Here is a 24,187-nt window from a genome sequence, read left to right as displayed (position 1 = left end):
GCATGACAGAATTTCCGGCCCATCAAACGATTCAGAGGCTCTTGCGTCGCATCGCGCTTTTGCTTTCGTCCGTTATTCTCCTGCTGCCCAGTCTGTTGATCGCATTCATTGAGTTCCGAACCATTCAGGGGGATCTGGATATCCGGAGTCAGATCATCGCCACGCAAGTTTCACGTTTTTCCAACCAGATGGGTGGCATATGGCAATATAATTACCACCGCCTGCCTGAGTTGGTTGCCATCGGCGACCCGGCAGCGGAATTCGAAGTGAACATTGAGTCCTGGAATGGCGAAACACGCTCAAAAATTCTCCAGGTGGGCCCGGCTCAGTCTTTTCCTGTGTTTATGGCGCGCTCTATGCTGATCGTTCGAGGGGAAGAAATTGGCTGCGTCAAAATCTACAAGTCGGGCCTGCCCCTTGTGATTCAAATTATGATCATATTCTTCGGTTCTCTCGTTATGGCGGCTGTTGTCTATATATTGTTCAATCGATATCCCATGCAGATCATCAACAAGGCGTTCACAGATATTGAACGATCGAATGATGAGCTCCGGCAGTTCGCCTATGTGGTGTCCCACGACCTGCGCGAACCGTTGCGGATGGTCACCAGCTTTTTGCAACTGTTGCGCCGACGCCAAGGGGATAAATTGGATGACTCTGGCCAAAGTTACATTGATTTTGCCATCGGTGGTGCCGTGCGCATGGAACAATTGATCCTTGGCCTGCTTCAATATTCCCGCGTCAATACGGAGGGACAGCCGTTAACCGGTTTCGATCCCGGGCAGGCCACTCGGGATGCCGTCGAAAATCTGTTGCCTGCAATTCAGGAAGCCAATGCACAGATCATTGGTGCTGACCAAACCCTGCCAAGAGTCAAAGGCGACCGGTCGCAGATCACCCAGCTCTTTCAGAATCTGATTGCCAACGCCATCAAGTTCCGCAGCAAAAGCCGCCGCCCCGAAATTCGAATCAAGGCTGAAAAATCAGAGGGATTCGTGGTTTTTTCTGTTGAAGACAATGGAATCGGCATTGATCCACAATTCCACGATCGTATTTTCCAGATATTCCAGAGATTGCATGACCGGGAAGCTTACGAGGGAATGGGCGTCGGACTGGCCGTCTGCGATAAAGTTGTTAAAAGACATGGGGGGCGCATGTGGGTGGAAAGTACGCCTGAACAGGGCAGCACTTTCTTTTTCACCTTGCCCGCCGCGTTTTAGATTCGAAATGGCGTGCTTTTTTTTCAATAAGTTGCGGGCAGGCGCGTGACGCGGTGAATGTGAGCGACGAGGAGCCATGTTTCGGCGCTTTGCGACTCATGCTTCGGCAGGCTCAGCATGAGGTGGGGGTGGGGAGGTATGGCATGAGGGCGTGCTGTTGCCGTTCACGGGATGCCCGGTGCGACATGCTTTGTCCCTCGTCAGGACGTTACACTCCAAATCCTCACACCGGCAGTCTCACCCAGACCTCCAACCCGCCGCCCGGGCGGTCGCGGAGGTCGATTTCGCCGCCGTGGCGATGGACGATGTTGCGCACCACGGCGAGGCCAAGGCCGGAGCCGCCGGTGTCTCGGTTGCGGGAGATCTCAAGCCGCAGGAAGGGGCGGAAGACGTCTTCCTTCCGGGCGTCGGGGATGCCGGGGCCGCGATCAGCGACGATGATTTCCAGGGCGTCGGGGCGCTTGTGCAGGGTGACATCGGCCCGTTGGCCGTATTTCAGCGCATTGTCCAACAGGTTGCCGAAGGCGCGGCGCAGGGCCACCGGGCGGCAGGTGAGGATGGCGTTGTCTGGCGCGTCGCAGGTCACCGGCTGACCGGCGTCGGACAGATCGTCGCATAGACTGCGCAACAGGCTGGCCATATCCACACGGTCGGTGGGTTCGTCGGCGGCGTCGTCGCGGGCAAAGGAGAGGGTGGCGCTCAGCATCTCGCTCATGTCGTCAATGTCGCGCAGGGCCTTTTGCTGCTGTTCGTCATCGGTGATGTATTCGGCCCGCAGGCGCAGCCGGGTGAGGATGGTGCGCAGGTCGTGGGAAATGGCGGCAATCATCAAGGTACGGTCGGCGACAAACCGTTGCAGCCGGTGCTGCATCCGATTGAAGGCCTGGGCGGCGCGGCGCATTTCCGGGGCACCGGACTCTTTCAACGGAGGCGCATTGAGGTCGCGGCCCAGCCGGTCGGCCCCCTCGGTGAAGCGGGCCAGCGGGCGGGTCAGGCGGCGGGCGGCGAAAAAAGCGAACACGGCGGCCAATAGGGCGGCCAGCAGGTTCCATCCAATTAACCGGAACAGCCAGCTCCGTTCCGGGTCGGGCAGGGAGGCGGTATAGGCGACCCATCGCCCGTCGCTCAGGGAGACGGAAATCAAGGCCTTCATTTGCCCGGACAGAAGATCCGGCCCGGCGTCGATCTCCGGGCAGTCGCCCGCGACGGTGGGGTCGCAGTCGGGGACATCCATCATCATCCGCCCGCGCATTCCGGGAGGATGGTGCATGGGCCCCCTCTCGAACCATCGGGGGCTGCGCATCGGATGGGGCGCAGGGCGCGCCGGGCGTCCCCATTCGAAGGTCACATGAACCTGATGATCGGGCAGGGCCTGTTGCAGGCGTTGCGCGATGTCGCGACGCACATGGGGCGGGCCGAAGCCCTGGTCCGGATCGGGTGGCAGGCGTTCCAGGCGGACTTGCAGGGTTGGGCTGTTGACGGCGGCCAGCAGGGCGAAGCGCGCCCGCTTGTCCGGGCTTTCGTCGAGTAGCCGGGTGGTCATGACGATGCGCCGGAGATTGGTGCGGTCGAACAGATCTTTGGAGGACTCCCGATAGTTGCCAAACCATAGAACCACCATGGCTGCCTGCACGACCAGCACCGCTGCAAGCAGGATCAAGGCGACGCGCCCGGCCAGGCCGATCCGTTGCATGGCGCTATACCGTGCTGACCGGCACGGCCATCATATAGCCGCCGCCGCGAATGGTTTTGATCAGCACCGGTTGGGTGGGGTCCGGTTCAATCTTCTTGCGCAGCCGGGAGAGTTGCACGTCAATGCTGCGATCGAAGGGCGCCGCTTCACGGCCACGGGTCAGATCCAGAAGTTGGTCGCGACTGAGCACCCGTTGTGGACGAGTTGCAAAGACGGTTAGTAAGTCGTATTCCCCGGCGCTCAGGGGCACAAGCACCCCTTGCGGGTCGCGCAGTTCCCGACGGCTGCTGTCCAGAATCCAGCCTTCGAAATGCAGGAGTCCCGGAGCCGCCTCGTGGGAGGCGGAGGGGCCAGCGCGGCGCAGCACCGCCTTGATGCGGGCCAATAATTCGCGCGGGTTGAAGGGCTTGGCCAGATAGTCGTCGGCCCCCATCTCCAGGCCGACAATACGGTCGGTGTCCTCGCCCAGGGCGGTCAGCATGATGATTGGCAGATCCGACTTTGCGCGCAGATCGCGGCACAGGGACAGGCCGTCCTCGCCGGGCATCATCACGTCAAGCACCACAATGTCGAAGCGCCCATTGTCGAGCGCCTGTCGCATGGCCTTGCCGTCGCCCGCCATCTCTACACGCAGACCATGGCCGCGCAGAAAACGCCCGACCAGATCGCGGATTTCCCGGTCATCATCGACAATCAGCACATGGGGGCTCTCGGTGTTCATGTCACGAGTATACGAGGCCCGGAGCGGCAAGGAAAAAAACTTTGTAACAGCTTGTTGCAGAGGCCCGTTTTGTAACCCGGCGTTACCAAATGGCGGGTTTTGCGACATGCTCCTGTTACCGGAGAGGCGCAGATTGGTGGGGTGATGAATGAGTTCCCTCAGATATCAGGAGATTTGAAATGCAACGCCGTACAATCGTTATTTCCGCCCTTGTCGCCACCGTCTTGAGTGGTGTCGTCGCCTTGTCGGTCGCCCGGGCCAACGGCTGGGGTCCCGGCGGTTGCCCGCTGGGTGGGCCGCAGGGCGGTTATGGGCAAATGGGCCAAATGGGACCCATGGGCTATGGACCGATGCGTGGGGGCTATGGTCCTCATGGAATGCGGGGCGGCGGTCCGGCGGCAATGATCTGCTCCGGTCGAACCGAAGGCATGGCCGCCCGGATGCTGGACCGGATAACCTGGAACGTGGAGTTGAATGACGCCCAAAAGGTCAAGTTGGAAGCGGCCCGGCAGGCGGTGCGCGACAGTTCCGAGACTCTGAAGAGCGTCTGTAACACCCCAGAGTTCAGCCAGACTTCGACCTCGCCGGTGGCCCGCATGGCGCAAATGGAAAATGGCATGGCCGCCGCTCTGGCCGCCTTGCAGAATGTCCGTCCGGCGGTCGAGGATTTCTATAACACCCTGACCCCGGAACAGCAGCAGGCCGTCGATACCCCAACCCGCGGCTGGCGTCGCTGATCCGTCGAGTTGACAGGGGGGCTCCCGGTCCGTCAAATGGACCGATGAGCGCCCCTGTCGATCCCGTTGCCGACCCCTCTTCTTCGTCCCACCTGTGGGGCCGGGTGTTGGATCTGTTGTTACCGCCCCGGTGTCTATCTTGTGGCACCCTGACCCAGTCCCCGGGCGGGCTGTGTCCCGCCTGTTGGTCGGGGATGCATTTTCTCGGCGAGCCGCAATGCCGCTCCTGTGGTCAACCGTTCGAAGTCGATCTGGGCGGCGGGATGGTCTGTGGGGCCTGCCTGCGCAAGCCGCCGCCCTGGGACAGGGCCAGATCCGCCTTGGCTTATGACGAGGCCAGCAAGTCGCTGATTCTTTCCTTCAAACATGCCGACCGTACCGACGCGGCGCGGGTTTTCGCCCAATGGATGGCCCGGGCCGGCGGAGACCTTCTGGCCGAGGCCGACGTGCTGGTGCCGGTGCCGTTGCATTGGACCCGCCTGTGGTCCCGGCGCTACAATCAGGCCGCCCTGCTGGCCCATGCCCTGGCCGACATGGGTGGCAAGTCCTTCGCCCCCCGGGCTCTGGTCCGGGTGCGACGGACGCCACGCATGGGGCATCTGGGCGCGCAGGCCCGACGGCGTAATGTCAGTGGGGCGATTGCTCCGGCGCGCAAGGCCGACAAGTGGATCGACGGGCGGCGCGTGCTGCTGGTCGATGATGTGCTCACATCCGGTGCTACTGCCGGGGCCTGTGTGCGGGCCTTGAAAAAAGCCGGGGCGACGGCGGTCGATGTGCTGACCCTGTCGCGGGTGGTGCATCCCGCCTCGTAGGAGGCTGGCAAAAGGCATCGGCAGGCGGTAGAGTCCATTAGGAGAATAGGGGCTACAAGAAACCCAAAGGGGTAGGACCATGAGCAAAGTTGAAATCTATACCACGCCAATCTGCCCGTTTTGCCATCGGGCCAAGGCCCTGTTGAATAAAAAGGGCGTCGCCTTTATTGAGATTGATGTTCAGGGCAATTCGGACCTGCGCGACGAAATGACCAAGCGGGCGAAAGGACGTTCCACGGTGCCGCAGATTTTCATCAATGACCGCTCCATCGGCGGTTGCGACGATCTGTTCGACATGGAATTCGATGGCAAGTTGGATAAGCTGCTGGAGTCTGCCGCCCATGGCTGAACCGTTTGTCGCCGCCTGCATTCAACTCAACAATGGCCGTTACACGGCGGACAATCTGCCGACGGTCGTGTCGATGATTCACGAGGCAGCGGAGACAGCGGATTTCGTCGCCTTGCCGGAAAATGCCGACCGCATGGAACCAAATCTGGAACTGTTGCGCGCCGGAGCGGAGACGGAAGAGGCTCATCAGGCTCTGGCCGCCTTTCGCAAGGCGGCACAGGACAGCCGCACCTGGGTGCTGGTCGGTTCGATTTGCGTGCGCCGTCCCGACGACAGTCTGGCCAATCGCTCCTATCTGCTGACGCCCGAAGGCGATATCGCCGCGCGCTACGACAAGATCCACATGTTCGACGTGGATCTGCCCAACGGCGAGAGCTATCGGGAATCCGACCGCTGCCGGGCCGGGGATCAATCGGTGGTGGCCGATACCCCCTGGGGGCCGGTCGGTCTCGCCATCTGTTATGACCTGCGCTTCGCCCATCTGCATCGCGCCCTGGCCCAGCGCGGGGCCTTTCTGCTGACCAATCCGGCGGCCTTTACCCTGCGCACCGGGGAGGCCCATTGGGAGGTGCTGTTGCGCGCCCGGGCCATCGAGACCGGGGCTTATGTCATCGCTCCGGCCCAATGCGGCCTCCATGCCGAGGGCCGCAAGACCTTCGGCCACTCTTTGATTATCGACCCTTGGGGCAAGGTGTTGGCCGACGGTGGCGAGGCCCCGGGCATCGTCACCGCGATGATCGACCCGGCCCATGTGGCGCAGGTGCGCCGGATGATCCCATCGCTGACCCACGACCGGGTTTTTCATGCCGGGTGAGGGCGCGTCCTTCACCTGGATGGCCGGTCGTCAGGGGCAGGGGGCCTTCAGCTTTCAACGTCTGTATCTCTATCATCTGCCCAAGACCGGCTCCTCGACTGTGTTTTCCGCCTTGCGCGGCGCGGCGGGGCTGGTGTTCGACCGGGTTCGGCAAGCCTATCCTGGCTTTCAGCCGCCGTTTGTCGGGCGCCTGGATGACGAGGGAAAGCTGCACGACGACACCATCAATCTGGATGTCGGCCTGATGGCGTCGCATAGACCGTTTGGATTTCACCAGCGGTTTCCGTGTCACTTCACCTTGATGACGGTGCTGCGCGACCCGCTGGGGCGTTGCCTGTCGGCCTATACCTATGACGCCATGCGCCACCGTCTTGCCGTATCGGCGGACGGATTTCGGGCGCACTTCGAGGCCCCGCAGAACCAAAATGTGATGACCGCCTTGTTGTCCGGGAAAGCGCCAGGGGAACCCTTGGATGAACGGGATCTGCAACGGGCCATCCATCATTTACGAATGGATTTCGGATTTTTCGGTTCCAGTTCGCATATTCCGGCCCTTTGTTCGGCCTATCTGCAATGGAGCGACTTGCCCAACGTGGTGGTGGACCGCATCAACCGCACCGAGCCCGCCTATCGGCTGGACGGCGCACCTTTCGCGGCGGAGGTGCTGGGCTTGAATATCTTGGATCAGGCGCTGTTCCTGTTTGCCCGCGACCATGCGCGTCTGAGCCCGCCCGAGCCGATGAGTCCGGGCGCGCCCCACGACCTGACCCTGCTGCTACGCCAGACCACCAACGATACATCCGTGCGGGGTTTGGCGCGCGTGGTGCCGACCGAGTGGATTCCACCCGAGGCCCGTCAAACCGCCTTCAACGGGGATCTTTTCGAGGACCTTTTCGCGCGCGGCGCGGCGGTGCGGCTGTAGGGGCGCGGAGCAGGGCGGCCAGCTTGCCCCGTTGGTCGAGACGGATCATGTCGTCGCAGCCGCCGATATGCCGGTCGCCGAAGAAGATTTGTGGGACCGAGGTGCGGCCTTTGCTGCGCTGTTTCATTTCGGCCAGTTGCGCCGTTGCTGAAACATCCACATTGGTATAGCGAATGCCTTTGCTTTGCAGGAATTTGCGGGCGCGGATGCAATGGGGGCACAGGCGCGTTCCATAGACGACGACCGGAGTCATGGCAGCGGCCCGAGCAGATGTACTGGCGGTTCCGTGCCGTCGGTCGGACGGTCGTTGACGGCGCAGAGGCGTTGCACCACCCCGGGCAGCGGTCCGTCGGTTTTCTGGCCGTGCTCGTAGGCCACCACTTGCAATCTCTTGCTCGCCCACTCCAGGAGTTCGCCGCACTTGAGCAGATGATCGGGGTTGCGGGGGCGATTGAAGCGCTCCTGCCCGCAGGCGAAGGTCTCATAGAGCAGCAGCCCGCCGGGGGCCAGGGCGTCGAGCAGGGCGGGGAATAGGGGGCGATAAAGGTAATTGGTCACCACGATGGTGCCGAAGGTCCGACCGGTCAGCGGCCAGGGACTACCGTCTTCCAGATCCGCTGCCCGAATCTCGGCCCGTTCATGGTTTTTGAGGTCAGCCAGCGGATCGACGTTGCGGTCGAGGAACAGCACCCGATGACCCCGTTCCAGGAACATCCGCCCGTGTCGCCCGTTGCCGCAGGCGAGATCAAGGACTGGTCCCTGTTGCGGGGCCAGCGGCGCATGGCGCACGATCCAGGCCGAAGGGACGATGTTGGCCAGATGCGGCGCACAGGAAGCAGCGTGAGGAGCCATTACGGTTTTTTAACCGGCATTGTGATAGGTCTTGCGGGTCGGATGATGTTACTATATGCCGCCCGGATGCTCAGACGAAGTCCAATTTGAAAGAACGACACGTATGATTTTGTATCAGCTCAAGTGCGAGAACGGCCATGACTTCGAGGCCTGGTTCAAAGATAGCGCGACCTACGACGTGCAACAGCGTGAAGGGCATATCGCCTGTCCCCATTGCGGGGAGGTGAGTGTTTCCAAGGCCCCTATGTCGCCGCGCATCAATAGCACGGTCGGCACCAAGGGGCAGGACGTGCATGAATCCCGGGCTCAGGAATTGGCCGAGCGGATTCTCGAAGCTGTGAGCGATTTGCGGGATCATGTGGAATCCCAGTGCGACTATGTGGGTGAGTCTTTCCCTGAGGAAGCCCGTCGCATCCATTACGGCGAAGCCGATGAGCGCGGCATCTATGGCGAGGCTACCCCTGAGGAAGCCTCGGAGATGCAGGAAGAAGGCATCGAGTTCTACATGCTGCCCGGCTCTTCCAAGCCACGCCGGTCCTGAACCCGCCGGGCATGGCCGCAGATCTTCATGCTCAAGCGCTGGCTCACCTGAAGGCAGGCCGAATCGCCGAGGCCGCCGCTCTCTACCAGGATCTTCTTGTCGATCATCCGGACGATCCGGAGGCCCATCATTTCTTAGGTGTTCTGGCCTTTCGCGAGGGGCACCTGGATCGCGCCGAGCAGGCCTTTTCCAAGGCGGTGGCGTCGCGTCCCGACTGGTCGAAAGCCCTGAGTAATCTGGGTTCGGTGCTGGTCGCCCGGGGCCGTCAGGCAGAGGCCTTGTCGGTCTTGGAACAGGCCGTGTCGGGAGACGCGGACAACATTGACGCTTGGTATAATCTGGGATGCTGCCGTCAAAGCGTCGGTCGGGTGCGGGCCGCCGAGGCGGCCTACGGAGAGGTGCTGCGGCGGAACCCTGATCATGGGGCGGCATTGAGCAATCTGGCGGCCCTTTATCTGGACCGGGGGGCCGCCGACCTGGCCTTGGAGACCTGCCGCCGGGCGGTGCGCGCCGATCCGGGCAATGCGGATGCCCAGGTAAATCTGGGGCTGGCCCTGTATCAGGTGGGCGAAACGGCGGAATCGGTGCGGGTCTGTCGGGCCGTGCTGGCGCTCGGGATTGAACGGGCCGATCTGTACAACAATCTGGGCAACGCCCTGACCGCTGAAGGTCAAACGGAACAGGCGCGGGAGGCTTATCGGAAAGCGGTCGAACTGGACCCGGAGAGTGGTCGGGCCATGCGCCATCTGGCCATGATCCACAAATTCACTTCGGAAGACGACGCGGCCCTACTCTCCATGAAAAGACTGGTCGAGCAGGGCAGGGCTCCGACGGAACAACTGATGCAGGCCCGTTTCGGTCTGGCCAAGGCCTATGAGGATCTGGGGCATTTCGAGCGGGCATTCGATCATCTGGAGGCGGCCAATCGGCTCAAGCGTTCGTCCTTCGAGTGGCATCTGGAAGACGAGGCGCGGCGGTTTCGGGCACTGTTTGAGGAGTACGAGCAGGCCACGGTCGAGGAGGGTTTTGCCGATGCATCGCCCCTGTTCATCATCGGCATGCCGCGTTCCGGCACCACATTGGTGGAGCAGATCCTGGCCAGCCATTCCCGCGTTACGGCGGGCGGGGAGATGCTGCATTTCCCCCGTCTGGCCGACTCCGGAATGCGCCACCCGCAAGAACTCGGCGCGGCCTATGTCGCGGCGGCCAAACCGCCGGGAGCCGACTGCTTCACGGATAAGCTGCCAGCCAATTTTCTTCAGGTGGGACGCATTGCCCGCGCCCTGCCTCAAGCGCGGCTCATTCATTGCCGGCGCGATCCAGTGGATACTTGCCTGTCCTGCTATCGACGCCTGTTCACCGGCTTTCAGGGATTCGCCTACGATCTGCGGGAACTGGGCGGATATTACCGGCTTTATGAGGACCTGATGACGCAATGGGAGCGCCTGCTGCCGGGACGTATTCTGACCGTACAATACGAGGATCTCGTGGAGGACCTGGAGGGGCAGTCGCGACGGTTGATCGCGGGTTGCGGTCTGGACTGGGAGGCCGCCTGCCTGGACTTTCACCGCACCAGGAGAGCCGTGCGCACGGCCAGCGCCGACCAGGTGCGCCAGCCCATTTATCGGGATGCCCTGGGCCGCTGGCGCAAATATGGGGAGCGTCTGAATCCCCTGTTGGAGGCGCTGGGACCGCTTGTCTCAGGGTAAGGCTTCTGTCATCATTCTGGAAGCAACCCCGCACCCCCCTTGACAGGTGATTCCATGCTGGCCTTTTTCGGTCTCGCCTTTTTGATCGGGATGCAGCATGCCCTGGAGGCCGATCATTTGGCCGCCGTCGCCAGTCTGGCGACCAGGGGCGGTTCATTGCGCAAGGCCATGAAGACCGGGGCGGCCTGGGGATTGGGGCATACCCTGACCCTGCTCGGGGTGACGGCGGCCGTGATGTTAACCGGGACCCTGCTCAGTCCGGATGTGACCCACTGGTTGGAACTGGGGGTTGGGGTGATGCTGGTCGGTCTGGGCGGGCATGTGCTTTATCGGTTGATCCGCGACCGCATCCATTTTCACATCCACCGCCATTACAACGGAAAAGTGCACACACACGCCCATTCCCATGCCGGCGAAACACCGAACCATGAACTGTCGTCGCATCGCCACGAACATCCCCGGTTTTCGGCGGTGCGCGCCCTTCTGGTCGGGATGATGCACGGCATGGCCGGTTCGGCGGCCTTGCTGGTGCTCGCCGCTTCGGTGCTGTCCGATCCATGGAGCGGCCTGCTCTATGTGGCGCTGTTTGGCGTCGGGTCGATTCTCGGCATGGCCTTGTTTTCTGTGGTGATCGCCGTGCCCTTGGCCTGGTCGTCGCGGTTCATGACGCTGGCCAACAGTGGTTTGCAGGCTGCCATCGGCCTGGTCACCGTCGGTCTCGGGTTGACCATTGTCTGGGAAATGGGATTGACTCTCATTTAGCCGGTATTTCTTGCATTTTTTGCGTGCGGTTGTACAGAAAATCACCCCCCCCCCCCCATTTAGCATTTGTCGTATGGGAAAATGTCCGCTACATTGGGCATAACAAGGTTCGCAGCGTGGCGCTCAAGGGCCACGGATAAGCTGAAACCAGGGTGGTTGGAGAACGTGGCATGGTTATTTCCGAGACTGGCGTCGCTGTCGGTATACTCAACGCAAAATTGTTGCCGGTCTATTTCGGCGCGACACTGGCGGCAGGGGCGATCCTGATCCTGCCGACCGTCGCCACCAGCGTGATTACCAAGATCATGGCCGACAAGTATTTTCTGGCCCGTCGCCAGCGCATCCGCGATGCCAAGGCCAGCGAAGGCAACGTGGTCGCCTTTCCGTCCTAGGACGCTTTATCCTTCGTCACTTGATGTCCGGTCCATTTCTGAATCAGGATATAAAGCATCGGCACGAAGAAGATGGCCAGGAACGTGGCCGACAGCATGCCGCCAATCACCGCAATGCCGATTTCATTCTGCGCCGCCGATCCGGCACCCCGGGCCAACGCCAGTGGGGTCACTCCGAGCATGAAGGCCAGCGAGGTCATCAAGATCGGCCGGAATCGCCGTTTGGCGGCGAGCAGGGTGGCCTCGACCACCCCATTCCCCTGTTCAACCAGATCCTTGGCGAATTCGACAATCAGAATGGCGTTCTTGGCCGATAGGCCGATGGTGGTCAGCAGCGCCACCTGAAAGTAAATGTCGTTGTTCAAGCCGCTCGACATGGCCCCGACCACGGTGCCGAGGATACCCACCGGTACTGCCAGGATCACCGCAAAAGGTACCGTCCAGCTTTCATAGAGCGCCGCCAGACTGAGAAAAACCACCAAGAGGGACAGGGCATAAAGTTGCAGGGTCTGTGACCCCGAGGTCTGTTCTTCATAGGAAATACCTGCCCAGGCCACATCAAATCCGGCAGGCAGTTTCTTGACCATGGATTCCATCTCGGCCATGGCTTCGCCGGTGCTGACACCGGGGGCCGCCGCGCCTTGGATATTGACCGAGGCACTGCCATTGAATCGTTCCAGTTTGGGGGACCCATAGAGCCATTGGGCGGAAGTGAAGCTGCCGAAGGGCACCATCTCACCGTCCTTGTTGCGCACGAACCAGCGGTCCACGTCCTCCGGGTTCATGCGGAAGCTCGCGTCGGCCTGGAGAAAAACCTTTTTGATCCGGCCATCATCCAGGAAGTCATTGACGTAGGTGGAGCCCCAGGCCGTTTGCAGGGTCTGGTTGATGTCGGCGATGGACAGCCCGAGGGTGCTGGCTTTTTCATGATCCACATTGATCTTGTATTGTGGCTCATCGGACAGGCCGTTGGGGCGTACGCCGACCAGCTTGGGGTTTTTCGAGGCCATGCCGAGCAATTGTCCACGGGCCTGCATCAAGGCGTCATGGCCCTGATTGGCCCGGTCGATCAACTGCATATCAAAACCCGAGGCATTGCCCAATTCACGAATGGGCGGCGGGAAGAAGGCGAAAACCATGGCATCCTTGATTTTCGAAAAGGCTCCCATGGCCCGACCGACCATGGCGAACACGCTCTGATCCGGGCGCGGACGTTCCGACCAGTCCTTCAGCGCCACAAAACCCAATGCCGCATTCTGGCTGTTGCCGGCAAAGCTGAAGCCGACCACGGTGAACAGGTGAGCCACATTTTCTTGTTCCTGGCTGAGGAAATAATCTTCCACCTGCTTGACGCTCTCCAGGGTGCGTTCCGCCGTCGCCCCGGGGGGCGCACTGACCATCATGAACATGTTGCCCTGATCTTCGTCGGGCAGGAACGAGGTGGGCAGGCGCAAAAACAAAAAGGCCAAGCCGCCGACCAATACCCCATAAATCAAAATGAAGCGCAGGGAGCGTTTGGCGATATAGCCGATACCGCTCTGATAGCCCTCGCGGCTGGCCTCGAAGGTGCGGTTGAACCAGCGGAAGAAGATGCCGACTTTATCGATCTGGCCCTTTTTGACCGGAGTGAGGAAGGCGGCGCAGAGCGACGGCGTGAGAACGAAGGCGATGAAGACCGACAACGCCATGGCCGAGACGATGGTCATGGAGAATTGCCGGTAAATGGCCCCGGACGCCCCGCCGAAAAAGGCCATGGGGACGAAGACCGCCGACAACACCAGGGCGATGCCGATCAGCGCGCCGGTGATCTGGTCCATGGATTTGCGCGCGGCGGCCTTGGGGGAGAGTCCTTCCTCGTGCATTACCCGTTCGACGTTTTCGACCACCACGATGGCGTCGTCCACCAATAAGCCGATGGCCAGCACCATGGCGAACATGGTCAGGGTGTTGATGGAAAAGCCGAACGCCGACAGGACGGCAAAGGTGCCCAGGACCACCACCGGCACCGTGATGCTGGGGATCAAGGTGGCGCGGACGTTTTGCAGGAACAGATACATGATCATGAACACCAAAAAGGCGGCCTCGATCAGCGTATAAACCACTGATTCAATGGATAGTTTTACGAACGGCGTGGTGTCGTAGGGGTAGATCACCTCGACCCCCGCAGGCAGAAATATCTTCAGATCCTCGACCTTGGCCTTGACCCGATCCGCCGTGTCCAGGGCATTGGCCCCGGAGGCCAGACTGACCGCGATGCCCGCAGCGGGCATGCGCTTGTAGCGGTCGATGGTGCTGTAATTCTGCGAGCCCAATTCAACCCGCGCCACGTCTTTGAGGCGCACCTGGGAGCCATCGGTATTGACGCGCAAAATGATTTCTTCGAAGTCTTCGACCGTTTGCAGCCGGGACTGCGCCACAATGGTGGCATTGAGCTGTTGGCCTTCGACGGCGGGCAGGCCGCCGATCTGACCGGCGGAAACGTCGGCGTTCTGCGCCTGGATGGCCTGCCGCACGTCGGTGGTGGTCAGATTGAAGCTGTAGAGCTTGTAGGGATTGAGCCAAATCCGCATGGCGTGCGGGTTGCCGAACACCCGGACATTGCCGACGCCGTTGACCCGGGAAATGGGGTCTTGCACCTTGGAGGACAGGATATCGGCCAATTCACGCTGATCAACGCTGCCGTCCTTGGCATAAAAGCCGACCACCAAGAGAAAGCTGTCGTTGGCCTTGGTGACCGTCACGCCCTGGTTCTGCACCTCTTGCGGCAGCAGGGCCATGGCGGCATTGACCTTGTTTTGCACCTGCACCTGGGCGGTGTCGGGGTCGGCCTCCGGTTCAAAGGTCACGGTGATCTGTGTCGTCCCGGAAGAGGCGCTGGCGGATGAAAAATAGCGCAGATGGTCGATGCCGGTCAGTTTCTGTTCGATCACCTGGGTGACGCTGTTTTCCAGGGTTTCCGCCGAAGCGCCGGGATAGGACGCCTGGATGAGCACCGAAGGTGGTGCGATGTTCGGATACTGTTCGATGGGCAGTTCGAAAATGGACAGCACACCGGTCAGCATGATGGCGATGGCGATGACCCAGGCGAAAATCGGCCGATCAATAAAAAAACGGGGCATGATCGGTTACTCCGCCTTGCCGGGTTGTGGGGCAGTGGCTTCGAAAACCGGCTTGACGGCGGCACCGGGGCGGATCTTCTGGAACCCCTGGGTGACGATGACGGCCCCGCTCTGCAAGCCGCTTTCCACCAGCCAGTGATGATCCTGTGCCTCCTGGGCGATGATGGGTGTCGATTGGGCCTTGCCCTCGGCGTCGATCACCCAGACGGACAGCTTGCCATTGGCTCCGCGCACCGCCGCCGATTGGGGGACCCGCAGGGCCTCCTTAGGGGGGAGGTGCAGTCTGGCGCGGACAAACATGCCGGGGAGAAGGGATTGATCCGGGTTGGGGAACAGCGCCCGCAGCAAGACGGCACCGGTGGTCTGATCGACGGTGACTTCCGAAAACTGCAACTCTCCTTGAGGCGCGGAGAGCGGATTGCCGTCTTCGTCATACAGACTGACGGTGATTTTCTGTTCGGAATCGAGGAGGGGGCGCAGACTCAACAGGTCGCGGCTGGGCATGGACAGATCCACGTACATGGGATCGAGTTGGGTGATGGTGGCCATGGCGTCGGCCTGATTGGTGGTGACCAGGGCGCCCGGGGTGACGGAGGATCTACCGATGCGTCCCGAAATGGGAGCGGAAACCTTGGTGTAATTCAAATCGACCTGCGCCGCCGCCACGCTGGCTTCGGCCACCGCCCGATCGGCCCGCGCCACTTCCAAGGCAGCAATCACGTCTTCATAGGCTTGCTGGCTCACCGCATTGGTTTTCAGCAACTTGGTGAAGCGGTCAGCTTTCGTCTGGGCCAATTTGACATTGGTGCGGGTTCGGTTGAGGTTGGCCATGGCGCTGTCGAAGACGGCCTTATAGGGGGCCGGGTCAATCTGATACAGATGCTGGCCCTCCTGGACCGTCCCGCCTTCCTCGAACAGCCGTTCGGTGACAATCCCGCTGACCTGCGGACGGATTTGCGCCACCTTGAAGGCGCGGGTCCGGCTTGGCAATTCCTTGTCGAGAGACAGAGTCTGCCGGGTCACGGTCATCGCTGCCACTTCCGTGACGGAGGGCGGGGCGACTGGTGGCGTGCTGTCGGTACCAAAATAGGTGCCATAGGCCCAATAGGCCAATCCCGTCAAGCCGATGAGAACAACCCCCGTGAGGAGTTGTTTTACGGGTCCGTTTGTTTGCGCCATGGCCGCCGTCATCCTGAAGTAAGCTGAATGGTTGACAAACATACGTGTATGTATGTAAATGTCAAGACCGTCTTTGCGCAGGCCGGGTGAATTTGGAGAAAGTGCAGTAATGGTACGACGAACCAAACAGGAAGCCCTTGAGACGCGAGATGCCATATTGGATGCCGCATCCCATGTGTTTTTTGTCAAAGGTGTTGCCAAGGCCGGGTTGGAAGAGATCGCCGAGCAGGCCGGGGTGACGCGGGGGGCCGTTTACTGGCACTTCAAGAACAAGGTGGCTTTGTTCGAGGCCTTGCATGACACGCTGCATCAGGATTTCATGGACGTCATCCTGCATGATTTGGAAACCGACCATCCGGACCCCATCACGCAATTGGAATCGTTATGTGTCCGCATGCTGCTGGATTTATCGCAAAACGACAGAAAACAGCGTTTGTTGTCAATCTTCATGTTGAAATGCGATTATTCCGGTGAAATGGAACAGGTTCTGGAGAAACAGGAGCAGCAAAAGGCAAAAAGCCGCCAATTGTTTGTCCAATATTTCGAGCGGGCGCGGAAAAAGGGGCATGTACACCCCGAATTCGCCCCTCAGAGCATGTGTATAGGTCTGTGGTGCTATCTGACGGGGATCGTCCGCGAGTATCTGCGCGTGCCGGACATGCTGGATCTTGAGAACCAAGCCACTCAATTGATGCGGCAGTTCTTTCAGGGGCTGCATCATTCGCCGGCGACGGGCACGGACTGTTCACGAAATCCATCTGCCGCTGGAACTGGAATCGGCCTATGATACGGCTCTTCCGGGTGTAAGGAATTGTGTTCTGGGTCAAATGCGTTCCAATGAAATGTCACGTTCCGGTCGCTGGATCGCGGTTGCCGTCCTGGCGTCTCTGTTGGGTGGCTGTGCCGATGCGGCGCGGATGTTCGCGCCACCGGTGACGCTCCCGGAGGCTTTTTCAGACTCGGGTCAGGCCCCCTTGCCCGAACGCTGGTGGACGGCCTTCGACGACCCGGTGCTCGAAGGGTTTATCGAATCGGCGTTGAAGGACAATCGGAGTTTGGCCGCCACTTGGGCGCGCCTGCAACAATCCCGCGCCACGGCCCGCAAGCAGGGCGCGGACTTGGTGCCAACCCTGGATGGAAGTGCGGGGGCCTCCGGTGCCTTGCAACGCAAACGCACGGCGGCCACGGTCAACAAGCCCTGGGTTATTGACCGCACGCCCGATTTCGATCTCGGATTGTCGAGCAGCTATGAAATTGATCTATGGGGCCGGGTGGCGGCGACCACCGATGCGGCGTCCCTTGATGCGACGGCCAGCGCGTTGGATCTGCGCGCCGCCGCCATTACCCTGTCCGCTGAGGTGGCGTCCACTTGGTACGAACTGGTCGAGCAATATGGTCAGCTTGATCTTTTGACTCGGCAACTTGCTGTGGACCGGCAGGTGCTCGAATTGACCGAATTACGATTCCGCCAAGGCCAAGGGTCGGCTTCCGACGTGCTGCAACAGCGCCAGGTCATCGAAGCGGTTCTGGGGGATCTGGCCCGTGCCGAAGCTGATGTGACGGTCTCGCGCAATGCTCTGGCGGTTTTATTGGGACAGGCCCCGGGGGTACCGGACATTCCCCGGGTGGTCGATCTAACGCCGTTGCCGCCGTTGCCTGAAACCGGGGTGCCTGCCCAATTGATCAACCGCCGCCCGGATATCCTCAAGGCACTGGCCGATGTGCAGGCCGCCGACCGCCGGGTCGCCGCCGCCATCGCCGACCGCTTTCCCAAACTGAGTCTCAGTGCCGGGCTGAGTTCCTCGGCGGAAAATACCCGGGATCTGTTCCATAACTGGCTGGCTTCGTTGGCCGCCAATCTGGCGGCGCCGCTGTTCGACGGCGGGGCGCGGGCCGCCGAGGTGGCGCGTACCGAAGCGGTGGTCGCCGAAGACCTAGCAACCTATGGTCAAACCATCATCGAGGCCCTTGAGGAGGTGGAAAACGCCCTGTCTCAGGAACGTCAACAGCGCCTCTATTTGGAGAGTCTGGAACGTCAACTGGCCTTGTCCAGCGAAGTGATTGAGCGCATTCAGGACCGTTACACCGGCGGTCTGGTCAATTACATCAGTGTGCTCGATGCGCTATTGACCCATCAGAAGCTGGAGCGCACCTATCTGACGGCCAAACGTCAGTTGTTGAGTTATCGGATAGACCTCTGTCAGGCCCTGGCTGGCGGCTGGGCCCTGGAAAGCGAGCCCCATGACGCGACATAGACTCATTGCACTTTTACGGCTGGTCCTGCCGCTGGTCATTCTGGTCGGGGCGGGCCTGGTCGGCCTGCAAATGATGCAAACGTCTCCCAAGGCCGAGCGCAAGCCGCCGCAACGGATGGCCCGTCTGGTCGAGGTCCTGCCGGTGGAGGTGACGACACGGCGGGCGGTGGTCGAGGCCACGGGGACGGTTCGGGCGGCGCGCACGATTACCCTGCAACCCCGGATTTCAGGTCCGGTGATCGGGATCAGCCCGGAATTCCTGCCCGGCGGTCTGTTCACGGTCGGCGAAGAGATCCTGCGCATAGATGACACCGATTATGCCCTGGTGGTGCAACAGCGCCAGGCCGCCCTGGCCGAGGCGCAGGCCAACCACAGCATCGAACTGGGGCAACAGGCCATCGCCCGCAGCGAATTCAAGCTGCTCGGCAAGAACATAGGCAAGAATGAAAGCGGCCTGGTGCTGCGTGCGCCGCAATTGAGCAAGGTGGAAGCAGCTCTGCGAACGGCGGAATCCAGCCTCAAACAGGCCCGTCTGGAACTGTCCCGGGCCACCGTCACGGCCCCCTTCGACGCGGTGGTCGAAACCCGCGATGTGAACTTGGGGGCTCAGGTTACCCCTACCACCAAGCTCGCCACGTTGATCGGCACTGACCGTTATTGGGTCGAGGTGCCGGTGCCCACCGACCGCCTGAAGTGGCTGCATATTCCGCGCCGGGGCGAAGACCTGGGGTCCGAGGTCCGTATTTTCGACGAGGCGGCCTGGGGGGCGGGTGCCTACCGGACCGGTCGGGTGATCGGGATGCAAAGCGGCCTGGAAGAACAGGGGCGCATGGCCAAACTGCTGGTGGCGGTGGAGGACCCGCTGTCACTGAAACCGGAAAACGCCGGACAGCCGGTGCTGCTCATAGGGTCCTACGTGCGGGCCGAAATCCAGGGGGTGGAAATCGGCCCGGGAGCCGTCCTGCCGCGCCATCTGCTGCGCGATGACAATACCCTGTGGCTGATGGACGGCGACAACAAGTTGCAGATCCTGCCGGTGGAGTTGCTTTACAAGCAGCGGGACTGGGTGATGCTCAAGACGCCTTTGGATGCCGAAGCGCGGATCGTGTCGACCGATCTGGCCTCGCCAGTGGCCGGAATGCCGTTGCGTCTCCGGGGTGATCCATCATGAGCCATCCGTTACGGGATTCGGGTCCCATCGCCTGGATGGTGCACAATCATGTGACGCCCAATCTTGTAATGCTGGTCATGCTCATTGGCGGCGTGTTGATGGCTAGCCACATCAAGAAGGAAGTATTTCCTGAATTCGACATCGACACGATCCGCATTTCCGTCGCCTATCCCAACGCCAGCCCGGAGGAGGTGGAAAAGGGCATCGTGCTGCTGATCGAGTCCGCAGTGCGCGGTGTCGAAGGCATCAAGGAAGTCAATTCTACGGCCAGCGAAGGATCGGCGTCGGTGAGCCTCGATCTGCTGGAAAGCAGCGATCCCAAAACCGTGCTCGACGATGTGGAGCAGGAAATCAACCGCATCACCACCTTTCCCGAGGACAGCAAGGACCCAGTGGTGGGCCTGCTCTCTCGGCGTCGGGAAGTGTTGAACCTGGTGCTGTATGGAGAGGTGGCCGAGCGGATTCTACGCGACATCGCAGGCACGGTGCGTGACCGACTGCTGCAACAAGAAGGCATCAGCCAGATCGACTTTGAAGGGGCGCGCGACCACGAAGTTCAGGTCGAAATCCCACAGGCCAAGCTGCGCGCCTATGGCCTGACCATCGCCCAGGTGGCCGACCGCATCGGCGATACCGCCGTCGAGGTGCCGGGCGGGACTATCGAATCCCGGGCTGGGGATATTCTACTACGGGTCCAGAACCGTCGGGACTGGGCCAGAGAGTTCGCTGAACTGCCGATTATTTCGACGCCCGATGGGGCGGTGGTGCGCTTGGGTGATTTGGCTACGGTCCGGGATTCCCTGGAGGATTCCAACAGTTTCGCGGTCTACAACGGCAAACCGGCCATCGGCCTTGATATCTATCGGGTCGGCGATCAGACACCGATCAGCGTTTCCGATGCGGTCAAGGAGGCAATGGTCGATATCGCGGCCGAACTGCCGCCCGGGGTAGCCTATGATATCCGGCTCGACCGCTCCGATATCTATAAGCAGCGTCTACACCTGTTGCTGCGCAACGGGTTGGTGGGGCTGGGGCTGGTGCTGGTGCTGCTCGGCGTGTTTCTGGATTTCAAGCTGGCCTTCTGGGTCACCATGGGCATTCCGACGGCCTTTCTCGGCAGTTTCCTGCTGCTGCCGGGGCTGGATGCCTCGATCAACATGATATCCATGTTCGCCTTCATCATCGCCCTGGGGATTGTGGTCGATGATGCGATCATCGCCGGGGAAAACATCTATGAATACCGGCAGCGGGGCATGAGCTTCATCAAGGCGGCCATTCTTGGGGCGCAGGACATCACCGTCCCGATCAGCTTCGCCATTCTGACCAATGTGGTCGCCTTCATTCCGCTGTATTTCATTCCCGGCACCATGGGTAATATTTTCGGCATCATTCCGGTGGTCGTCATCACCACCTTTTTGGTTTCCTGGTTCGAGGCGCTGTTTATCCTGCCGACCCATTTGGCCTATTCCAAACGCGCCGACGGCAATGCGGTCAGCCGCTTCCTGGTGCGCCAGCAGGAAAAGGTGGCGGGCCTGCTGACTCTCTACGTGCGCACCGTCTATCAACCGCTGTTGCGGCTTTGCGTCGCCCATCGCTACATCACCGTCGCGGCGGGACTCTCGCTGCTGTTTCTGGTGCTCACCTATGCCCTGAGCGGTCGCATGGGGTTCATCCTGATGCCCCGGGTCGAGGCCGATTACGCCTATGTCTCGGCCTCCCTGCCGGTGGGCAGTCCGCTGGAAAAGGTGGTCGCCGTGCGGGATCGCCTGTTGACGGCGGCAGAACGCATGAGCGCCGCCCATGGGGGTAAGGATCTGGTCGAGGGCACCTTCTCGCGCATCGACGGCAACGAACTGTGGGTGCGGGTCTATCTGACCGACCCGGACTTGCGCCCGATCAGCACCACCGAGGCCACCAAACTGTGGCGCCAGGAGACGGGGCAAATCCCAGGGCTTGAGTTCATTAAGTTCCAAGCCGACCGGGGTGGGCCGGGGAGTGGGGCCGGGGTGACCGTGGAACTCAGCCATTCGGACGTCGGCGTTCTTGATCGCGCCGCTGCCGATTTGGCCCGGGCGTTGGAGGATTTCCCGGAAATTTCCGACGTCGATGACGGCTCGGCCTCGGGCAAGCGGCAAATCTCTTTTGCCCTGAAGAGCGAAGGGGTCAGCCTCGGACTGACCGATTACGACGTGGCCCGGCAGATCCGTGCCGCCTTTGTCGGGGTCGAGGCCCTGACCCAGCAGCGGGGCGACGACGAGGTCACCGTGCTGGTGCGCCTGCCGCGATCCGAACGCATCGCCGAACAGGATATCGAGGATTTCCTGGTGCGCACCCCGGCCGGAACCGACGTGCCGCTGCGGGAGGTGGCCCAGGTCTCCTGGGGCCGGGCCTATACCAGCATCAGCCGCCGGGATGGCCGCCGGGCGCTCCAGGTCAGCGCCGACGTGACGCCGTTGGATGCCAACCAGAAGATCAAGACCACCTTGAAAGAGGATATTCTGCCCGCCCTGCGTCGGGATTATCCGGGCCTGAGCAGCAGCTTCCAGGGCCGCGCGGCGAGCATGGCGGAAAGCGTCGACAGCCTGAAGGCCAGCTTCGTCTTCGCGCTGATCGCCATCTATGTGCTGCTGGCCATTCCGTTCCGCAGTTACGTGCAGCCGCTGATCGTCATGAGTGCCTTGCCGCTGGGCATCGTCGGGGCGATCCTCGGGCATTTGATCATGGGCTACAGTCTCAGCGTGGTGTCGATCATGGGGGTGATTGCCCTGTCCGGGGTGGTGATCAACGATTCCCTGGTGATGATCGACTATGCCAACCACCAGATGACCAAGGGACTGGATCACCGGGAAGCGATCATCCAGGCCGGGATGCGACGGTTCCGACCGATATTGCTCACCACCCTGACCACCTTCGGCGGCCTCGCCCCGATGATCTTCGAAACCTCCCGTCAGGCCCGCTTCATGGTGCCTATGGCGGTCTCCCTGGGCTTCGGGATTCTGTTCGCCACGGCGATCATTCTGGTCTTCGTGCCCAGCCTGTTCGCCATCGTCGAGGATATTCGGGATTTGCTGGAAGACCCGGCGACCGATCAAGCCCCGGAAATTGGTGCGGACGGCGGGACTTGAACCCGCATGACCCAAAGGTCGAGAGATTTTAAGGAAATAGTGCGAAATTGCAACTAATTGATTTTTAAAGGAAAAATATCCATGCCACGAATTGTGTGTCAAAAAGTGTGTCAGATAAATATAGCATGTGACATCACATATCCCTAAGAGGTATGCTTGACCTTTGAATTTTTACAGATTTCTTTCTATTGCTTACAAGAAACCTCCTTAAGCCTTCCTCACAAATTTCTTGCTCATGCGTAGATCCAATTATCACTTTTTTTATCGGATAAATATATTTTCGCATATTTCTTTTTTCACCAAACGGAATTGTCAAATATGGTACAATATTATTCCCAGAGCACCTAAATATTAAATCGCCATCTGGCCAAACACCAGGATTCTTAGCCTGCTCCTTCTCATTGGAATATCTATGATATACCAGCCTCCACTCCTTTTCTTCGGAATAAGATGGATGTTTAAACTGAGAAATCCAATAATGAAAAGAACCACCTATCATATCTGACATCCTACGTGCTTGTGTATGAGTGCGCATTCCGACGCAAAGCGGCCACTGATTCCGATCCAAAGCGGCCACTGATTCCGATTTAATCCGGCCACAGAGGTGGCCTGGGAAATTCAGACAGGGGGTTAAGTGGATTTTCTGCCTGAGAGCGGCGATGATGCCGTTGATCGGGAGGAACCATGACGAAGCGTACACGGCGGAACCACACAGCGGCTTTCAAGGCGAAGGTGGCTTTGGCGGCGATCAAGGGAGACAAGACGCTGGCCGAGTTGGCGCAGCAGTTTGATGTGCATCCGAACCAGATCACGACCTGGCGAGGGCAATTGCTGGAGGGGGCATCGGGGGTTTTCGGCGCGAGCCGATCCCAGGCGACGGTGCCGGTTGATCTGAAGGAGTTGCATGCCAAGATCGGCCAATTGACGTTGGAGAATGATTTTTTGGCCGGTGCGCTCGACAAGGCCGGCATGTTGAGCGTAAAGCGATGATCGACCGTGACCATGCCCTGCCGCTGAAACGGCAGGCGGAGGTGCTGCGGCTTAGTCGCGCCAGCCTCTATTACCAGCCCCGACCGGTGTCTGCCGCCGATCTGGCCATCATGCGTCGGATCGACGCATTGCACCTGGACTTTCCGTTCGCAGGCAGCCGGATGCTGCGCGATTTCCTGCGCAACGAGGGCGTTGAGATCGGCCGCGATCATGTCATCACGCTGATGCGGCGCATGGGGATCGAGGCCTTGTACCGGCGACCAAACACGTCAAAACCAGCAGCGGGACACAAGATCTATCCGTACCTGCTGCGCGGCCTACCCATCCTGCGTCCCAATCAGGTATGGGCGATGGACATTACCTACATCCCCATGGCGCGGGGGTTCGTCTATCTCTGTGTGGTGCTCGACTGGTGCAGCCGCCGGGTTCTGTCTTGGCGGGTGTCGATCACCATGACCGTGGATTTCTGTCTGGAAGCGGTCGAAGACGCGCTGGCCAAGTATGGCAAGCCGGAGATCTTCAACACCGACCAAGGCAGCCAGTTCACCAGTGCCCCATTCACCGGCCTGCTGCTGGACAACGGCATCGCCCTCAGCATGGATGGCAAAGGAGCTTGGCGGGATAACGTCTTTGTCGAACGGCTGTGGCGCTCGGTGAAGTACGAGGAGGTCTATCTTCGGGCCTACGACAGCGTTGGCGAGGCGCGGACCTCGCTCGGCCGCTATTTTGACTTCTACAATGGCAAGAGGCCACATTCGAGCCTCGGTCGGGTGCCGCCGGATAGGATCTACTTTGACAACCAGCCCCAGGCGGTGGCAGCATGA

General features: G+C 60.6%; 22 protein-coding genes. 15 read left to right on the top strand and 7 right to left on the bottom strand.

Going from position 1 to position 24,187, the window contains the following annotated elements; genetic code table 11:
* Positions 1-2 precede the first annotated feature (2 nt).
* Positions 3-1,220, top strand: a complete 1,218-nt coding sequence (locus ACYQ1P_RS13545; RefSeq protein ID WP_460020866.1) for a sensor histidine kinase — start codon at positions 3-5, stop codon at positions 1,218-1,220.
* A 223-nt stretch (positions 1,221-1,443) separates the two neighbouring features.
* On the opposite strand, the gene ACYQ1P_RS13540 is transcribed toward ACYQ1P_RS13545, so the two are convergent.
* On the bottom strand, positions 1,444-2,913 hold the full coding sequence (locus tag ACYQ1P_RS13540; protein WP_460020865.1) for an ATP-binding protein: 1,470 nt from the start codon (positions 2,911-2,913) through the stop codon (positions 1,444-1,446).
* A 4-nt stretch (positions 2,914-2,917) separates the two neighbouring features.
* Positions 2,918-3,634 (bottom strand): response regulator, encoded by a 717-nt coding sequence (locus ACYQ1P_RS13535; RefSeq protein WP_460020864.1) that lies wholly within the window; start codon positions 3,632-3,634, stop codon positions 2,918-2,920.
* A 179-nt stretch (positions 3,635-3,813) separates the two neighbouring features.
* Between ACYQ1P_RS13535 and ACYQ1P_RS13530 the strand changes: the two genes are divergently transcribed.
* From ACYQ1P_RS13530 to ACYQ1P_RS13510, 5 genes are all read left to right on the top strand, one after another.
* Positions 3,814-4,371 (top strand): Spy/CpxP family protein refolding chaperone, encoded by a 558-nt coding sequence (locus tag ACYQ1P_RS13530; RefSeq protein ID WP_460020863.1) that lies wholly within the window; start codon positions 3,814-3,816, stop codon positions 4,369-4,371.
* 44 nt (positions 4,372-4,415) lie between these two features.
* The gene (locus ACYQ1P_RS13525; RefSeq protein ID WP_460020862.1) at positions 4,416-5,183 is read left to right on the top strand and encodes a double zinc ribbon domain-containing protein; all 768 of its coding nucleotides are present in this window, start codon (positions 4,416-4,418) and stop codon (positions 5,181-5,183) included.
* Positions 5,184-5,262: 79 nt separating this feature from the next.
* On the top strand, positions 5,263-5,532 hold the full coding sequence (gene grxC / locus ACYQ1P_RS13520) for a glutaredoxin 3 (protein ID WP_460020861.1): 270 nt from the start codon (positions 5,263-5,265) through the stop codon (positions 5,530-5,532).
* Positions 5,525-6,346, top strand: coding sequence for a carbon-nitrogen hydrolase family protein (locus ACYQ1P_RS13515; RefSeq protein ID WP_460020860.1), 822 nt, complete (start codon positions 5,525-5,527; stop codon positions 6,344-6,346). Before grxC (ACYQ1P_RS13520) ends, ACYQ1P_RS13515 begins: the two co-directional genes overlap by 8 nt.
* Entirely contained in the window at positions 6,336-7,268 is a 933-nt protein-coding gene (locus ACYQ1P_RS13510) for a hypothetical protein (protein ID WP_460020859.1), read from the top strand. The genes ACYQ1P_RS13515 and ACYQ1P_RS13510 overlap by 11 nt, the downstream gene beginning before the upstream one ends.
* Here the strand turns inward: ACYQ1P_RS13510 and grxC (ACYQ1P_RS13505) are convergent.
* Together grxC (ACYQ1P_RS13505) and ACYQ1P_RS13500 are read right to left on the bottom strand one after the other, a co-directional pair.
* Complete coding sequence (gene grxC / locus ACYQ1P_RS13505) at positions 7,213-7,521, bottom strand: glutaredoxin 3 (protein WP_460020858.1); 309 nt, start codon at positions 7,519-7,521, stop codon at positions 7,213-7,215. The genes ACYQ1P_RS13510 and grxC (ACYQ1P_RS13505) overlap by 56 nt on opposite strands.
* Complete coding sequence (locus ACYQ1P_RS13500; RefSeq protein WP_460020857.1) at positions 7,518-8,120, bottom strand: class I SAM-dependent methyltransferase; 603 nt, start codon at positions 8,118-8,120, stop codon at positions 7,518-7,520. Before ACYQ1P_RS13500 ends, grxC (ACYQ1P_RS13505) begins: the two co-directional genes overlap by 4 nt.
* A gap of 103 nt (positions 8,121-8,223) precedes the next feature.
* Between ACYQ1P_RS13500 and ACYQ1P_RS13495 the strand changes: the two genes are divergently transcribed.
* The 4 genes from ACYQ1P_RS13495 to ACYQ1P_RS13480 all read left to right on the top strand — a co-directional run bounded on the left by ACYQ1P_RS13495 (position 8,224) and on the right by ACYQ1P_RS13480 (position 11,524).
* Positions 8,224-8,661, top strand: coding sequence for a DUF1178 family protein (locus ACYQ1P_RS13495; protein ID WP_460020856.1), 438 nt, complete (start codon positions 8,224-8,226; stop codon positions 8,659-8,661).
* 11 nt (positions 8,662-8,672) lie between these two features.
* Positions 8,673-10,370 (top strand): tetratricopeptide repeat-containing sulfotransferase family protein, encoded by a 1,698-nt coding sequence (locus ACYQ1P_RS13490; RefSeq protein ID WP_460020855.1) that lies wholly within the window; start codon positions 8,673-8,675, stop codon positions 10,368-10,370.
* A 54-nt stretch (positions 10,371-10,424) separates the two neighbouring features.
* Positions 10,425-11,132 carry a HoxN/HupN/NixA family nickel/cobalt transporter gene (locus tag ACYQ1P_RS13485; RefSeq protein WP_460020854.1) on the top strand — a complete coding sequence of 236 codons (708 nt, stop codon included), beginning with the start codon at positions 10,425-10,427 and terminating at the stop codon, positions 11,130-11,132.
* 170 nt (positions 11,133-11,302) lie between these two features.
* Complete coding sequence (locus ACYQ1P_RS13480; protein ID WP_460020853.1) at positions 11,303-11,524, top strand: hypothetical protein; 222 nt, start codon at positions 11,303-11,305, stop codon at positions 11,522-11,524.
* Here ACYQ1P_RS13480 and ACYQ1P_RS13475 read toward each other — a convergent pair.
* Positions 11,521-14,643: an efflux RND transporter permease subunit gene (locus tag ACYQ1P_RS13475; RefSeq protein ID WP_460020852.1), complete on the bottom strand. Its 3,123-nt coding sequence runs from the start codon at positions 14,641-14,643 to the stop codon at positions 11,521-11,523. The two genes, ACYQ1P_RS13480 and ACYQ1P_RS13475, sit on opposite strands and share 4 nt — an antisense overlap.
* Before the next feature lie 6 nt (positions 14,644-14,649).
* Positions 14,650-15,822 carry an efflux RND transporter periplasmic adaptor subunit gene (locus tag ACYQ1P_RS13470; protein ID WP_460020851.1) on the bottom strand — a complete coding sequence of 391 codons (1,173 nt, stop codon included), beginning with the start codon at positions 15,820-15,822 and terminating at the stop codon, positions 14,650-14,652.
* Between the two features lie 73 nt (positions 15,823-15,895).
* Here ACYQ1P_RS13470 and ACYQ1P_RS13465 point away from each other — a divergent pair, with 73 nt between their 5' ends.
* The 4 genes from ACYQ1P_RS13465 to ACYQ1P_RS13450 are packed head-to-tail and all read left to right on the top strand — an operon-like array spanning position 15,896 to position 22,373.
* Positions 15,896-16,609: a TetR family transcriptional regulator gene (locus ACYQ1P_RS13465; RefSeq protein WP_460020850.1), complete on the top strand. Its 714-nt coding sequence runs from the start codon at positions 15,896-15,898 to the stop codon at positions 16,607-16,609.
* Positions 16,610-16,649: 40 nt separating this feature from the next.
* Positions 16,650-18,077 (top strand): efflux transporter outer membrane subunit, encoded by a 1,428-nt coding sequence (locus ACYQ1P_RS13460; RefSeq protein WP_460020849.1) that lies wholly within the window; start codon positions 16,650-16,652, stop codon positions 18,075-18,077.
* Positions 18,064-19,248, top strand: coding sequence for an efflux RND transporter periplasmic adaptor subunit (locus ACYQ1P_RS13455; protein ID WP_460020848.1), 1,185 nt, complete (start codon positions 18,064-18,066; stop codon positions 19,246-19,248). The genes ACYQ1P_RS13460 and ACYQ1P_RS13455 overlap by 14 nt, the downstream gene beginning before the upstream one ends.
* The gene (locus ACYQ1P_RS13450) at positions 19,245-22,373 is read left to right on the top strand and encodes an efflux RND transporter permease subunit (protein WP_460020847.1); all 3,129 of its coding nucleotides are present in this window, start codon (positions 19,245-19,247) and stop codon (positions 22,371-22,373) included. Before ACYQ1P_RS13455 ends, ACYQ1P_RS13450 begins: the two co-directional genes overlap by 4 nt.
* Before the next feature lie 133 nt (positions 22,374-22,506).
* On the opposite strand, the gene ACYQ1P_RS13445 is transcribed toward ACYQ1P_RS13450, so the two are convergent.
* The gene (locus tag ACYQ1P_RS13445) at positions 22,507-22,872 is read right to left on the bottom strand and encodes a hypothetical protein (protein WP_460020846.1); all 366 of its coding nucleotides are present in this window, start codon (positions 22,870-22,872) and stop codon (positions 22,507-22,509) included.
* Positions 22,873-23,057: 185 nt separating this feature from the next.
* Here ACYQ1P_RS13445 and ACYQ1P_RS13440 point away from each other — a divergent pair.
* Positions 23,058-24,187 (top strand): IS3 family transposase gene (locus ACYQ1P_RS13440; RefSeq protein WP_460018929.1). Its coding sequence is split into 2 segments (ribosomal slippage): positions 23,058-23,319 and positions 23,319-24,187, totalling 1,131 coding nucleotides; the frame shifts between segments, so codons are not numbered across the junction.

The organism is Magnetospira thiophila, assembly GCF_054657015.1.
This window is presented reverse-complemented; position numbering and strand designations above follow the sequence as displayed.